Origin of the sequence: Plesiomonas sp. ZOR0011 (assembly GCF_000800945.1) — a bacterium.
Classification (GTDB): domain Bacteria; phylum Pseudomonadota; class Gammaproteobacteria; order Enterobacterales; family CAMTGL01; genus Plesiomonas; species Plesiomonas shigelloides.
Genome location: NZ_JRKB01000119.1, coordinates 1 through 14053 on the forward strand (window position 1 = coordinate 1; position 14053 = coordinate 14053).

The window sequence follows — 14053 nt, forward strand, 5'->3', positions numbered from 1 at the left end:
CCATGCGAGAGTAGGGAACTGCCAGGCATCAAATAAGTGAAGAGCCCATCCTAACGGATGGGCTTTTTGCGTTTTTAGGTTTTGTATTTTCATCTTCCTTCCCTGTTATTTCTCTCTTTATTCCTTATTTCTCTTATCTTGTTGCGTGTTTGATAGCGGTAATGCCGGTTTCAGAGTCAGTTTCTGGCTTTGCGTACCGGTTTAGCGCTGGATCTTCGTGCGGATTCTGTCTAGTATGGATATCTGGATGTCTAAACGTTTATATGGATATAACGAGAGGTTTTCGCGTATGCCAATCCGGATCCCCGATGAGTTGCCCGCCGCCCATGTCTTACGTCAGGAAAACATCTTTGTGATGCCGGAATCCCGTGCGCTGCACCAAGATATTCGTCCGCTGAAGGTGATTTTGCTGAACCTGATGCCGAAAAAGATCGAGACGGAAAACCAGTTTCTGCGTCTCCTGTCTAACTCATCCCTCCAGATTAATATTGAATTACTGCGCATTGATTGCCGCCCGAGTCGTAACACGCCGCCGGAGCATTTGGATATGTTCTATCGCGAGTTTGCGGAGTTGGCGCCGCATAATTACGATGGCTTGATTGTGACCGGCGCGCCACTCGGTTTGGTGCCGTTTTCTGATGTAGCCTATTGGGAGCAGATCCGCACGGTGATTGAGTGGTCGAAGACCCATGTGACCTCGACCTTGTTTGTCTGTTGGGCAGTGCAAGCGGCGCTACAAGTGCTGTATGACTTGCCTAAACTTACCCGCAGCGAAAAACTGTCTGGCGTTTATCGCCATGCCACACTGGAGCCATTGGCTCCCCTGACGCGCGGCTTTGATGATTATTTCTGGGCGCCGCATTCACGCTATGCTGATTTCCCGACTGCGCAGATCCGCGAGTATACCGATTTGCAGATTTTGGCCGAGTCCGAGCACGCTGGCGCCTATCTGTTAGCCAGTGACGATCGGCGTCAGGTCTTTGTGACCGGCCATCCTGAATATGATGCGCTGACGTTAGCCGGAGAGTACCAGCGAGATCTGGGGGAAGGGTTACAACCGGCTATTCCGGTCAATTATTTCCCTGACAATGATCCGACGCGGCCGCCAGAGGCCAGTTGGCGCAGTCATGGCCATTTGCTATTTAGCAACTGGCTGAATTACTGCGTGTATCAGATCACGCCATATGATTTGCGGGTGATGCAGCCGACACGTGAATAGTGCTAAAACCCTAAGCATAAAAAAGGCGCCGTATGACGGGCGCCTTTTTTGTTGAGTGAGCCGACTGCTCGGCTGCGCACGGGCTATTACGTGGGTAATGCTCTGTGCGTGAGATTAGTGATGGCCGTGCTCAATGCTCGGGTGTTGATGCTCTGATTTGCTTGGCTCAACACGCTTGGATTTGATGATCATGCTTTCGATGGAGGAGCCTTGTACCAAAATGGAGAACAGCACCACTGCGTAGGTCATCACCAAAATCAGATCGCGCACGTCGGTTTGGGTACCCGGAATAAAGGCTGCTCCGGCTGGAATCGACAGAGCCATGGCCAGTGCCAGACCACCACGCAACCCGCCCCAAGTGAGGATTTTCAGGGTGTACGGGTTATAGGTGCGGAAGAAGCGGAAGGCGATAAACGGCACCGCGACACTGATATAGCGCGCCAGCAAGCAAACTGGGATAGCCAGCAGCATCAGGATTATCCCTTCGCGGCTAAGATCAATCAGCAGCAGGCACAGGCCAATCAGCAGGAACAACAGAGCGTTCAGGAAGTGGTCAATCATCTCCCAGAAGTGATCCAGATAGTGGGCACTTTGCTCGGAGAAACCTTTATAGCGGGTCCAGTTACCGACCATGATCCCCGCCACCACCATCGCCAGCGCACCGGATACGCCCAGCATATTGGCCAGGGCAAAACCGGCAGTAGGTACCAATAAAGTGATCAATTGCTCCAAGCTACCGTCATCGGTGGCGCAGATCAGCAGGTGCGCGATATAGCCAATCACCAGACCGTAGACCACGCCGCCCAGCGCTTCGTGCAGGAATACCGAAGAGACATCCATCAGAGTTGGTGAGCGACCACCGAAGGAGACGGTAAAAATGGTCACGAAAATCACCAAGCCAACCCCGTCGTTAAACAGCGATTCGCCTTCCACTTGCATCGAAACGCGGCGTGGCGCGTTGAGCTTTTTGATGATCGCCAGTACCGCAATCGGGTCCGTGGGTGAAATCAGGGCGCCGAACAGCAGACAATGGATCAGCGCCATGTCGATGCCGATTAAATGGGTCACGCCATAGGTGGCAAAACCAATTAAGAAGGTGGAGAACAGCGTGGAGAATAGCGATAAGACGGTAATTTCCCACTTCTGATCTTTGAGTACCGGCAATTTGATACCGAGCGCGCCAGCGAACAGCAAGAAGCCCAAAATCCCTTTTAGCAGGAAATTTTGGAAGTTGATCTGCTGCACCACGCCCTGCGCAATGCTTTCTAACCGAAACCAGCCAAACTGACCGGCCAGAATAATGCCCAGCGAACAGATCAGGGCACCGGCGGTGATCGCTATCGTGGTTTGTACCTTATTAATGTACTGATTCAGATAGGCAATCATGATGGCGATTGCCGCTAAGAAACAGAGTATGTAATAGACATCCATAACAACCTCAGGGTGTGCGTGTTACAAAGATTTTGCTTTTTATATGTGCCAACACGGTAGAGGATTATCTGCCGTTATTAAATAGCCGTAAGCGATTATTTTAGAGGTGGTTAACGCTTATCGGATATAGACGTCTAGATTTCCATATGACATAGTTAACGCTCATGGATAGGTTGTAGACGCAGGGAGTGCAAAGGGAATCATGGTTGAGCATCCGGTAACAGAGGCATTACGCCGTCAGCTGGCAGAGCGCATTTTAATCATCGACGGCGGTATGGGGACGATGATCCAGCAATACCGGCTGCAGGAGCAGGATTACCGCGGTGAACGCTTTGCCGATTGGCCGAGCGATTTGAAGGGCAATAACGATCTGTTGGTGCTGACTCAGCCCGAGGTGATCAGCGCCATTCACCACGCCTATCTGGAGGCGGGGGCCGACATTCTAGAAACCAACACCTTCAATGCCACCTCGATTGCGATGGCCGATTACCAGATGCAGGCATTGGCGGCGGAAATTAACCGTGAAGGGGCGCGTTTAGCGCGCGCTTGCGCCGATGCGTGGAGTGCCAAAACCCCAGATAAGCCGCGTTATGTGGCGGGGGTATTGGGGCCGACCAACCGTACTGCGTCAATCTCACCGGATGTGAACGATCCGGCCTTTCGTAATATCAGTTTTGATCAGCTAGTGAGCGCCTACCAAGAAGCGACCTTGGCGTTGATTGATGGTGGCGTCGATCTGCTGTTGATTGAAACGGTTTTCGATACCCTTAATGCTAAAGCCGCGCTGTTTGCGGTGGAAAGTGTGTTCGAATCGCTCGGGATCCAGTTGCCGGTGATGATCTCGGGCACCATCACTGATGCTTCAGGCCGCACCTTGTCGGGGCAAACCACCGAAGCGTTTTATAACTCGCTGCGCCATGTGCGCCCGCTATCGTTCGGCTTGAACTGCGCGCTGGGCCCTGATGAGCTGCGTCCGTATGTGGCGGAGCTGGCGCGAATTGCCGAATGTGCTGTGTCGGCGCACCCGAATGCCGGTTTGCCCAATGCCTTTGGCGAATACGATTTAGGGCCGCAGGCGATGGCGGCGCAGATCCGGGAATGGGCGCAGCAAGGCTTTCTGAATTTAGTGGGCGGCTGCTGCGGGACGACCCCTGCGCACATCGCGGCGATTGTTGCGGCGGTCGCCGATTTACGGCCACGAACGATCAGCACGCGTCCGATCTCGTGCCGGTTGTCAGGTCTCGAGCCTTGTACCATTGATGCCGAGACTTTGTTCGTGAACGTCGGCGAGCGCACCAACGTGACTGGTTCAGCGCGTTTTAAGAAGCTGATTAAAGAAGAAAAGTATGATGAGGCGCTGGAAGTGGCGCGCCAGCAGGTCGAAAGTGGCGCTCAGATCATCGATATCAATATGGATGAGGGGATGCTGGATGCCGAACAGGCCATGGTGCGCTTTTTAAATCTGATTGCCGCCGAGCCCGATATCGCGCGCGTACCCGTGATGATCGATTCTTCCAAGTGGGAAGTGATTGAAGCGGGCCTGAAATGCATTCAGGGCAAGGGGATCGTCAATTCCATCTCGATGAAAGAAGGCGAAGAGCGCTTTTTAGCCCAAGCACGGTTGGTGCGCCGCTATGGCGCCGCGGTGGTGGTGATGGCCTTTGATGAAGTGGGGCAGGCCGATACCCGTGAGCGCAAGTTTGCCATTTGCCAGCGTGCTTACCGTTTGCTGACCGAGCAAGCCGGTTTCCCACCGGAAGACATTATCTTTGACCCCAATATTTTTGCGATTGCCACCGGTATCGAAGAGCACAATAACTACGCGCTCGACTTTATTGGTGCCTGTGCGGATATCAAACAGAACTTGCCTCACGCGCTGATCTCGGGCGGAGTGTCCAACGTTTCGTTCTCGTTTCGCGGTAATGATCCGGTGCGCGAAGCCATCCATGCGGTGTTCTTGTATTACGCCATTAAAAACGGCATGGATATGGGGATTGTCAACGCGGGGCAATTGGCGATTTATGATGATCTGCCTGCTGAATTGCGTGAAGCGGTAGAAGATGTGGTGCTTAACCGTCATCCGCAGGCGACCGATAATTTGCTGGCCTTGGCCGAACGTTACCGCGGCAGTAAAGAGGGGGCGAGCGAAGATAAGCAAGCGGCCGAGTGGCGCAGCTGGCCGGTCAGTAAGCGCTTGGAGTATGCGCTGGTTAAAGGGATCACTGAGTTTATCGAACAGGATACCGAAGCGGCACGTCTGGAGGCGGACAAGCCATTGCAGGTGATCGAAGGGCCATTGATGGCCGGCATGAATGTGGTCGGCGATCTGTTTGGTGAAGGCAAAATGTTCTTGCCGCAGGTGGTGAAGTCAGCGCGGGTGATGAAGCAAGCGGTGGCTTATTTGGAGCCGTTTATTCAAGCCGCCAAACAGCAAGGCTCCTCAGCCGGGAAAATCTTACTGGCGACGGTAAAAGGCGATGTGCACGACATCGGCAAGAACATTGTCGGGGTGGTGCTGCAGTGTAATAACTACGAGATTATCGATCTCGGGGTCATGGTGCCGTGCGAGAAGATCTTGAAAACTGCCCGTGAGCTAGAGGTGGATATTATCGGGCTATCGGGCCTGATCACACCGTCACTCGATGAGATGGTGCATGTGGCCAAAGAGATGGAGCGGCAAGGTTTTACGCTGCCACTACTCATTGGCGGCGCGACCACCTCCAAGGCACACACCGCGGTGAAGATTGAGCAAAACTACAGTGGGCCGACTTTGTATGTGCAAAATGCCTCACGCACGGTCGGGGTTTGCTCCAACTTGCTGTCCGCTGAGCAGCGCGAACCTCTGCTAGCGCGCACCCGCCGTGAGTATGAGCAGCTCCGAGTACAATTTGCGCGGAAAAAGCCGCGTACCCCACCGGTGACTTTGGCGCAGGCGCGTGCTAATCGGGTGGCGATAGCGTGGTCGGAATACCAACCGCCGAAGCCGCAGTGGCTTGGCGTGCAAAGTATCGCGGTTGGGATTGATGTGCTGCGCGAGTATATCGATTGGACACCGTTTTTCATGACGTGGTCACTGGCCGGTAAATACCCGATGATTTTGCAAGACGAGGTGGTCGGCGAAGAGGCGCAGCGGGTATTTGCCGATGCCAATGCCTTGCTGGATTCCTTGCATGCCGAGCAGTTATTGCAACCGCGCGGGGTCGTCGGGTTATTTGCGGCCAACAGTGTCGGAGACGATATTGAAATTTATGCCGATGAGACTCGTCAGCAGTGTGTCGCGGTCAGCCACCATTTGCGTCAGCAAACCGAGAAAAAGGAGTTTGCTAATTACTGCCTGAGTGATTTTGTGGCGCCGAAAGAGACTGGGCTGGCCGATTATCTGGGTGCGTTTGCGGTGACCGGCGGCTTGGAAGAGCACGCACTGGCCGATGCCTTCGATGCCCAGCAGGATGACTACAACAAAATCATGGTCAAAGCGGTGGCCGATCGGTTGGCGGAAGCTTTTGCCGAGTACCTGCACCAAGTTGTACGTACCGAGCTGTGGGGCTATGCACCGGATGAAGATCTGAGTAATGAAGAGCTGATCCGTGAAAACTATCAGGGCATTCGCCCCGCGCCAGGCTATGCCGCTTGCCCCGAGCACAGTGAAAAGGCGGTGATCTGGCAATTGTTGCAAGCGCAGGAGCGTACCGGTATGCGGCTGACTGAGTCGTATGCCATGTGGCCGGGAGCGTCGGTGTCGGGGTGGTATTTCAGTCACCCGCAGAGCAAGTATTTTGCCGTGGCACAAATTCAGCGCGATCAGGTACAAGATTACGCGGCGCGCAAAGGGATCACCTTGTCGGAAGCCGAACGCTGGTTAACGCCGAACTTGGGTTATGACCAAGACGCTTGAGTTAACATACTTAGCGTACCAATGCGTCGCTCATCAGTCGCGACAAAAAGGCCACCGATAAGGTGGCCTTGTTAGTTCCGGTGTTATTGCCGGTCATTACTCCAGCAAATGACGATGCAAGGTTTGCACGACCTTATCGGCATCATCGCCTCGGGTCAGCAGGCACAGATTGTGGGCGCTGGCGCCATAGCTGATCATGCGGATGTTAAAGGCGCTTAAGGTATCGAAGATTTGCTTACCGGCACCGGCGGTATGACTCATCTGATTGCCAATTAGGGCCACCAGTGCCAAATCACTTTCTACTTCCACGCGGCACAACTGACTGAGCTCTTCGAGCAGGCCATCGGTGAGTAAACTGGCGCCGGAGGAGGCGGAGCCGGTTTTATCTAGAGTCAGGGCAATGCTGACTTCCGAGGTGGTGATTAAGTCCACTGAAATCTTATGTCGCGCCAGAATATTGAACACTTCGGCCAGAAAGCCTTGGGCGTGCAACATATTTAGGCTGTGCAGGGTCAGCAAAATTTGATCGCGGCGCACCGCTACCGCGCGAAACAGCGGTTTGCGGCTGGCATTACGGGTAACCCAAGTACCGCCCGCTTTCGGCTCTTTACTGGAGCCGACAAACACGGGGATATCACTGCGTACCGCTGGCAGCAAAGTGGCCGGATGCAAGATCTTAGCGCCGAAGGTCGCCATCTCAGAGGCTTCCGAGAAACTGATCTCATCGATACGCTTGGCGGCTGCCGTAATGCGCGGATCGGTGGTGTAAATGCCATCCACATCGGTCCAGATTATCAGACTATCCGCTTTCATCGCTTCGGCCAGCAGTGCGGCGCTGTAGTCGCTGCCGCCGCGACCGAGGGTGGTGGTGCGCTTTTTGTCGTCTGAGCCAATAAAGCCTTGGGTGATAATCAGGCCGGCATCCAGATGTGGCAGCAGATGTTGTTCGCACAAGGCGGCCGTCGCCACCAGATCCGGTACTGCTTTACCAAAATGGCTGTCGGTGCGCAGAACTTTGCGCACATCCACCCAGACCGCGCGCTCGCCGCGTTGCAGCAGCAGCTCGGTAAACAGCAGGGTCGACATCAGCTCACCGTGGCTTACCAACTCATCGGTCAGCGCCGCCGAGGTGGCAAGACTGGCGGCTTCGGCCAGAGCGGCAATGCTGTCGAGCATCCGATTAATTTTTTCTTGGATGGCGGGGGGGTTGCCAAGATCTTGCAAAATACGCAGTTGGATGCGGCGCACTTCATCCAGATAGTAGGCGCGTTGCTCGGCATCGCAGCCATTGGCCAAGGCGACCAGCAAGTTGGTGACACCGGCCGAGGCCGATAGCACCACCACTTTGGTGTTTGGATCGTCAAGGACGATATTGGCACAGCGATTCATGGCGGTATGGTCCGCCACACTGGTTCCGCCGAATTTGGCGACCGTCAGATGAGACATCATGAAAATTCCTCGTGTCCTAGAAATGAGTCCTTACGTCTTGGCACGTGGCCCGTAGAACGGGAAGAGCTGAACGTGGGGGTCGCAGACGCGAACGGAATCCGTCCGAAAACAAGGGAAGCCCCGAGCCTACCGATGTAATTCCTGCACCCAGAAGCGCTCCACCTCGCAAGGTGACAGCCGGAAGGATTCAGCCTCCGCGGCCGATAGACAGGGCTCCGGAACCCTGAACTATCTCGGCGTACATTCCCCTGACTGCCGCAAATTTCCGGTTGACCGGCAGCTGCCTGAATGACGCACCTCTTCTGGCCTGCCTGCCGGTTGTCCGTAAACCTGGCAAGCTAGGTTGACATCAGAAATATCGGTTTATTTTTAACCTGTCAACGGAATTGTGCTCCGAGCAGTGTATTGCCATTTTTGCCGTGGCTGCGGATACTGGAAAATGCAGCACTCTGCACCCTACACCTACAAGGAGAGTTCTATGTCCACTGCTATGCACTTTCGTTCATTTATGCCGCCGCATCGGATTTTAATGGGGCCGGGGCCATCGGATGTTTATCCTGCCGTGTTAAATGCGCTCTCGCGTCCGACCGTGGGCCATCTGGATCCGCTGTTCATCGGCATGATGGATGAGCTCAAGCAATTGCTGCAGTACGCGCTGCAAACACAAAATCCGTTTACCATCGCGGTGTCCGCCCCCGGTTCGGCGGGGATGGAGGCTTGCTTTGTCAATTTGGTGGAGCCGGGTGAAAAAGTGCTGGTTTGCCGGAATGGCGTGTTTGGTGGCCGCATGGCGGAGAATGTGGAGCGTGTCGGTGGGATCCCCGTGCTGGTGGATGACGCTTGGGGCGAGCCGGTGTCGCCAGACAAAGTGCGCGCGGCGCTCGCCGCCGATCCTGAGATAAAAATGCTGGCCTTTGTGCACGCCGAAACCTCCACGGGCGCCTGCTCTGATGCACAAACCTTGTGTCAGATTGCCCGTGAGTTTGATTGCTTGACGATAGTGGATGCGGTGACTTCGTTGGGCGGCGTGCCGCTGTATGTGGATGCGTGGGGCATTGATGCGGTGTATTCCGGCAGCCAGAAATGTTTATCCTGCGTGCCGGGTCTCTCGCCGTTATCGTTCTCACCACGGGCAGTAGAAAAAATCGAGCGGCGCCAGCGTAAAGTGGGCAGCTGGTTTTTAGATCAAACCTTGGTGCTGGGTTATTGGCAGGGCGGCGCGAAGCGCAGTTATCACCATACCGCGCCGGTAAACACGCTGTATGCTCTGCACGAAGCTTTGTTGGCATTGCATCAAGAAGGATTAGAGCAGGCATGGGCGCGCCATGCCCAGATGCACCAATTGCTGCGTGATGGGTTGCAGGCCTTAGGGCTGGAATTTGTGGTCGCTGAGTCCGCGCGTTTGCCCCAGCTCAATGCGGTGTATATCCCCGATGGGGTGGATGATGCAGCAGTACGTAGCCGGTTGTTGCAGGAATACAACTTGGAAATTGGGGCTGGTCTAGGTGCGCTAGCGGGTAAAGCATGGCGGATCGGTTTGATGGGGTACGGTGCGCGGCGTGAAAACGTGGCGCTGTGCTTACGGGCGTTACAAGAAGTGCTCAGTTAAGCGCTGAATCAGCGTAAAACAGGGGCGAGTTCTGACTCGCCCCTGTTTGGACACTCTTACCGGTAATCCAGTGATATTAGAAATTCCGGTAATGTGCCGTTAGTCCTGCTGTTTAGCGTTATGCAGGGCGCGTTGCAAAATCGGTTTGAGGAAGCGCGCGGTGTGCGAATCGGTACTTTCCGCCACGGTCTCCGGCGTACCAGCGACCAAGATCTCACCGCCGCCACTGCCGCCTTCCGGCCCCAGATCGACAATCCAGTCAGCAGTTTTAATCACATCCAGATTGTGTTCAATCACCACAATGCTGTTACCGTGATCGCGCAGCTTATGTAGCACGGTCAGTAATTGCTGGATATCGGCAAAGTGCAAACCGGTGGTTGGTTCATCCAGAATGTACAAGGTCTTACCGGTATCGCGTTTAGACAGCTCACGCGCCAGTTTCACCCGCTGCGCTTCCCCGCCGGACAAGGTGGTCGCCGATTGACCCAAACGAATATAGGACAATCCTACATCCATCAAAGTTTGCAGCTTACGCGCCAGTGCCGGTACGGCATCGAAAAACTCGCGTGCATCTTCAACCGTCATATCCAGCACTTCGTGGATACTCTTACCTTTGTATTTGATCTCTAACGTTTCGCGGTTATAGCGTTTGCCGTGGCACTGATCGCAAGGCACATACACATCCGGTAAGAAGTGCATCTCCACTTTGATCATGCCATCGCCCTGACAGGCTTCGCAGCGTCCACCGCGCACGTTAAAGCTAAAGCGCCCAGGGGTATACCCGCGTGCCCGCGATTCCGGTACGCCAGAAAACAGCTCACGGATCGGGGTGAAAATGCCGGTATAAGTGGCCGGATTAGAGCGAGGGGTACGACCAATCGGGCTTTGGTCGATATCAATCACCTTATCGAAATGCTCTAAGCCTTGGATCTCACGATACGGCGCCGGCTCTTCAGCGGTCGCTCCATTTAACTCGCGATGGGCGATACGAAACAGGGTATCGTTGATCAAGGTCGACTTGCCTGAGCCTGACACCCCAGTGACGCAAGTAAACAGCCCGACCGGAATCGATAGCGTGACGTCTTTGAGATTATTGCCACGTGCCCCGATCAGACGCAGCACTTTGGCAGGATCAGCCGGTGTACGCTCCGCTGGCACCGCAATTTCACGCTGACCAGACAAATATTGCCCGGTGACGGAATTCGGATTGGCCATAATCTCGCTGGCGGTGCCTTCGGCTACGATCTCCCCGCCATGCACGCCAGCACCCGGGCCGATATCGATAATATGATCGGCAGCGCGAATCGCATCTTCATCGTGCTCTACCACAATCACGGTATTGCCCTGATCGCGCAGGTGGATCAGCGTATTGAGCAAGCGCTCGTTATCGCGTTGGTGCAAGCCGATCGACGGCTCATCCAGCACATACATCACGCCAACCAGCCCAGCGCCAATTTGGCTAGCCAAACGGATCCGCTGCGCTTCACCGCCAGACAGCGTTTCCGCCGAGCGGGCCAGGGTCAGGTAATTCAAACCGACATTCACCAAAAACATCAGGCGATCACGAATTTCCTTCAACACCTTCTCGGCAATCTGCGCTTTTTGCCCAGCCAGCTGTAGCTGGTGGAAGAACGTCAGCGCCTCGGCGATACTCATCTGCGCGATATCCGGCAGCGTGGTGTCTTCGATAAACACATGACGCGCTTCTTCACGCAGCCGTGACCCGTGGCAGCTGGCACAGGAGCGGTTATTGATGTATTTGGCCAGCTCTTCACGCACTGCCATGGATTCGGTCTCTTTATAGCGCCGTTCCATGTTATGCAAGATCCCCTCGAAGGGATGATGGCGAATCGTGGTATCACCGCGATCGTTAATGTACTTAAACTCGATATTCTCTCGCCCCGAGCCGGACAGCACCGCCTTTTGAATGCGCGGAGGCAGTGAATTGAACGGCGCTTCGATATCGAAGTTATAGTATTCCGCCAGTGATTTGAGCATCTGGAAGTAGTAGAAGTTGCGCTTATCCCAGCCGCGAATTGCACCGCCGGCGAGTGACAGCTCCGGATGCTGCACCACTCGCTCGGGGTCAAAATACTGCTGCACCCCAAGACCATCACAGGTCGGGCATGCCCCTGCGGGGTTATTAAAGGAGAACAGACGCGGCTCCAGCTCATGCATGCTGTAACCACAGTGCGGACAGGCAAAGTTGGAGGAGAATACCAGCGCAGGTGCGTTGCTATCCTCCATGTCGGCTACCACCACGGTGCCGCCAGAGAGTGTGAGCGCCGTTTCGAAGCTTTCGGCCAAGCGCTGCGCTAAATCTGCGCGCACTTTGAAACGATCTACCACCACTTCAATGGTGTGTTTTTTTTGCAGCTCTAGCGCAGGGGGATCGGATAAGTCACATACCTCGCCATCTATACGAGCGCGGATATAACCCTGCGCGGCCAGATTTTGTAACGTCTTACTGTGCTCACCTTTACGCTCTTTGATGATGGGCGCCAACAGCATCAGCTTTTGCCCTTCTGGCAAGCTCAATACCTTGTCCACCATCTGACTGACCGTTTGTGCCGCCAGCGGCACATCGTGCACTGGACAACGTGGGTCACCCACGCGGGCAAACAGCAAACGCAAATAGTCGTGAATTTCGGTAATGGTCCCGACGGTAGAGCGTGGGTTATGTGACGTGGACTTTTGCTCGATAGAGATAGCCGGCGACAGCCCTTCAATATGATCCACATCCGGCTTTTCCATCAGAGACAGAAACTGGCGCGCATAAGCCGACAGTGACTCCACATAGCGGCGCTGACCCTCCGCGTACAGCGTATCAAACGCCAGCGATGACTTGCCGGAGCCGGATAAACCGGTGATCACAATCAGCTTGTCGCGCGGGATAATCAGGTTGATGTTTTTCAGGTTGTGGGTGCGGGCACCCCTGACTTCGATCTTATCCATAGCGTCACTTTAGGTCGTAAAGGAAGAGAAGGTAATAAAGGTGAAAACGGTCAAAATCTGAGTATCGCACAAAATAAAAATAACTGAATAGATATCCAGTAATTCTTCCGTACCGATTTCGGTGCACCGCACTGACAGCATGCGAGCGCCGCTTTGCGCAGGATTTCGCGCTTCTTTATTGGGAAGGTGCTCAGATCCGAAAGGAGCGTGATACAATCAGAAATTACACATCATTGACATCCAAGAAGCGGAGAGAGTTATGGCCAGAGGTGGCATTAACAAAGTTATCCTGATCGGTAATTTGGGGCAGGACCCTGAAGTACGCTACATGCCGAACGGTAATGCTGTCGCTAATATCAGCATCGCGACCTCTGAAAGCTGGCGCGACAAGAATACCGGCGAGCAAAAAGAGATGACTGAATGGCACCGTGTTGTGCTGTACCGTCGTCTGGCAGAAGTAGCGGGTGAATACCTGAAGAAAGGTGCCAAGGTTTACATTGAAGGTAAACTGCGTACCCGTAAATGGCAGGATCAGAACGGCCAAGAGCGTTACAGCACCGAAATCCAAGCCGATGAAATGCAAATGCTGGATTCCCGTGGCGGCATGGGCGCACCGGCAGGCCAATCACAAGGCGGTTGGGGTCAACCACAGCAGCCACAAAACCAAGGTTTTGCTCCACAGCAGTCCCAAGGTAACTACGGCAATGCCCCAGCGCAAGGCGGCTACGCCAACAATACCCCGAATGCGGCACCAGCGAACAACGCCGGTTTCGGTAGCGCTGAGCCTCCAATGGATTTTGATGACGACATTCCGTTCTGATACCAGTTGTCGGCCCGCGCTTTTCCTACAGCGCTGAACGCCTATCTTATATAGCGCATATAGCTTATATAAAAGTAAGGTTCAGCAGCGAACAGCGTGAACCGACCAGTATCAGCTAGCGATAGACGTCATAGACAGCCGCTTTATCCCATGTGCAAGCTACATGAATAAAGCGGCTGTTGTATTCTAGGCTTGGTTTTTAGATTGCCCGCTACTTCTACGGCACCAATCGAAACACTGTTCCAGCGCACGCCCTCTACATTCATTCCTTCTATATCGCCATAAGCCTAAACTGTACAAATAGCCCTGAGCATGCCCTGAGTTTTACTGTCAATTTGGCCCTATCTAGGCTTTTCAGCGAAGGAAACGCTGTCATTTCAGACGTTCGGCGCAGAAATTAATCAAACAGGATAAAAACCTAATTTTCCCTCTTGCGCCCGCCGCAAAACGCCCTATAATGCGACCCCACTGACACGGCAGCAGTGATGCAAATCACAGAGGTCGGTGGTCAACGAAACAACGCAGTTGGGCATGATAAAAAATGCTTGACGGCACAACAGGAAAGCGGAATAATGCGCGTCCTGTCGCTAAGGGTGAAGCCCGAAGCGAAACGCTCTTTAAAAAGTTAATCAGACAATCTGTGTGGGCACTCGTTTGAGAATGCTGATATCCAAA

At 54.2% G+C, this 14053-nt stretch carries 7 protein-coding genes and 1 riboswitch; of the genes, 4 read left to right on the top strand and 3 right to left on the bottom strand.

Features of this window, described 5'->3' with window-relative positions; genetic code table 11:
• Nucleotides 1–289 precede the first annotated feature (289 nt).
• On the top strand, nt 290–1219 hold the full coding sequence (metA, locus tag L975_RS16800) for a homoserine O-succinyltransferase (RefSeq protein WP_039046676.1): 930 nt from the start codon (nt 290–292) through the stop codon (nt 1217–1219).
• 114 nt (nt 1220–1333) lie between these two features.
• On the opposite strand, the gene L975_RS16805 is transcribed toward metA, so the two are convergent.
• Nucleotides 1334–2650: a sodium:proton antiporter gene (locus tag L975_RS16805; RefSeq protein WP_047709400.1), complete on the bottom strand. Its 1317-nt coding sequence runs from the start codon at nt 2648–2650 to the stop codon at nt 1334–1336.
• A 202-nt stretch (nt 2651–2852) separates the two neighbouring features.
• On the opposite strand from L975_RS16805, the gene metH reads away from it, so the two are divergent.
• Nucleotides 2853–6545: a methionine synthase gene (gene metH, locus L975_RS16810; protein ID WP_047709401.1), complete on the top strand. Its 3693-nt coding sequence runs from the start codon at nt 2853–2855 to the stop codon at nt 6543–6545.
• Between the two features lie 96 nt (nt 6546–6641).
• On the opposite strand, the gene lysC is transcribed toward metH, so the two are convergent.
• The gene (gene lysC, locus L975_RS16815; protein WP_010863076.1) at nt 6642–7991 is read right to left on the bottom strand and encodes a lysine-sensitive aspartokinase 3; all 1350 of its coding nucleotides are present in this window, start codon (nt 7989–7991) and stop codon (nt 6642–6644) included.
• A gap of 146 nt (nt 7992–8137) precedes the next feature.
• Nucleotides 8138–8304: riboswitch (Lysine riboswitch) on the bottom strand.
• 168 nt (nt 8305–8472) lie between these two features.
• Between lysC and L975_RS16820 the strand changes: the two genes are divergently transcribed.
• Complete coding sequence (locus tag L975_RS16820; protein ID WP_215806243.1) at nt 8473–9603, top strand: alanine--glyoxylate aminotransferase family protein; 1131 nt, start codon at nt 8473–8475, stop codon at nt 9601–9603.
• 99 nt (nt 9604–9702) lie between these two features.
• Here L975_RS16820 and uvrA read toward each other — a convergent pair whose 3' ends face one another.
• The gene (gene uvrA / locus L975_RS16825) at nt 9703–12558 is read right to left on the bottom strand and encodes an excinuclease ABC subunit UvrA (protein WP_047709402.1); all 2856 of its coding nucleotides are present in this window, start codon (nt 12556–12558) and stop codon (nt 9703–9705) included.
• Between the two features lie 259 nt (nt 12559–12817).
• On the opposite strand from uvrA, the gene ssb reads away from it, so the two are divergent.
• Entirely contained in the window at nt 12818–13378 is a 561-nt protein-coding gene (gene ssb / locus L975_RS16830; protein WP_039046679.1) for a single-stranded DNA-binding protein, read from the top strand.
• Nucleotides 13379–14053 lie beyond the last annotated feature (675 nt).

What these genes read in the sequence shown, in the direction of transcription:
- metA (WP_039046676.1), top strand. Translation starts at nt 290, where the DNA reads ATGCCAATCCGGATCCCCGATGAGTTGCCCGCCGCCCATGTCTTACGT.
- L975_RS16805 (WP_047709400.1), bottom strand. Translation starts at nt 2,650, where the DNA reads ATGGATGTCTATTACATACTCTGTTTCTTAGCGGCAATCGCCATCATG.
- metH (WP_047709401.1), top strand. Translation starts at nt 2,853, where the DNA reads ATGGTTGAGCATCCGGTAACAGAGGCATTACGCCGTCAGCTGGCAGAG.
- lysC (WP_010863076.1), bottom strand. Translation starts at nt 7,991, where the DNA reads ATGTCTCATCTGACGGTCGCCAAATTCGGCGGAACCAGTGTGGCGGAC.
- L975_RS16820 (WP_215806243.1), top strand. Translation starts at nt 8,473, where the DNA reads ATGTCCACTGCTATGCACTTTCGTTCATTTATGCCGCCGCATCGGATT.
- uvrA (WP_047709402.1), bottom strand. Translation starts at nt 12,558, where the DNA reads ATGGATAAGATCGAAGTCAGGGGTGCCCGCACCCACAACCTGAAAAAC.
- ssb (WP_039046679.1), top strand. Translation starts at nt 12,818, where the DNA reads ATGGCCAGAGGTGGCATTAACAAAGTTATCCTGATCGGTAATTTGGGG.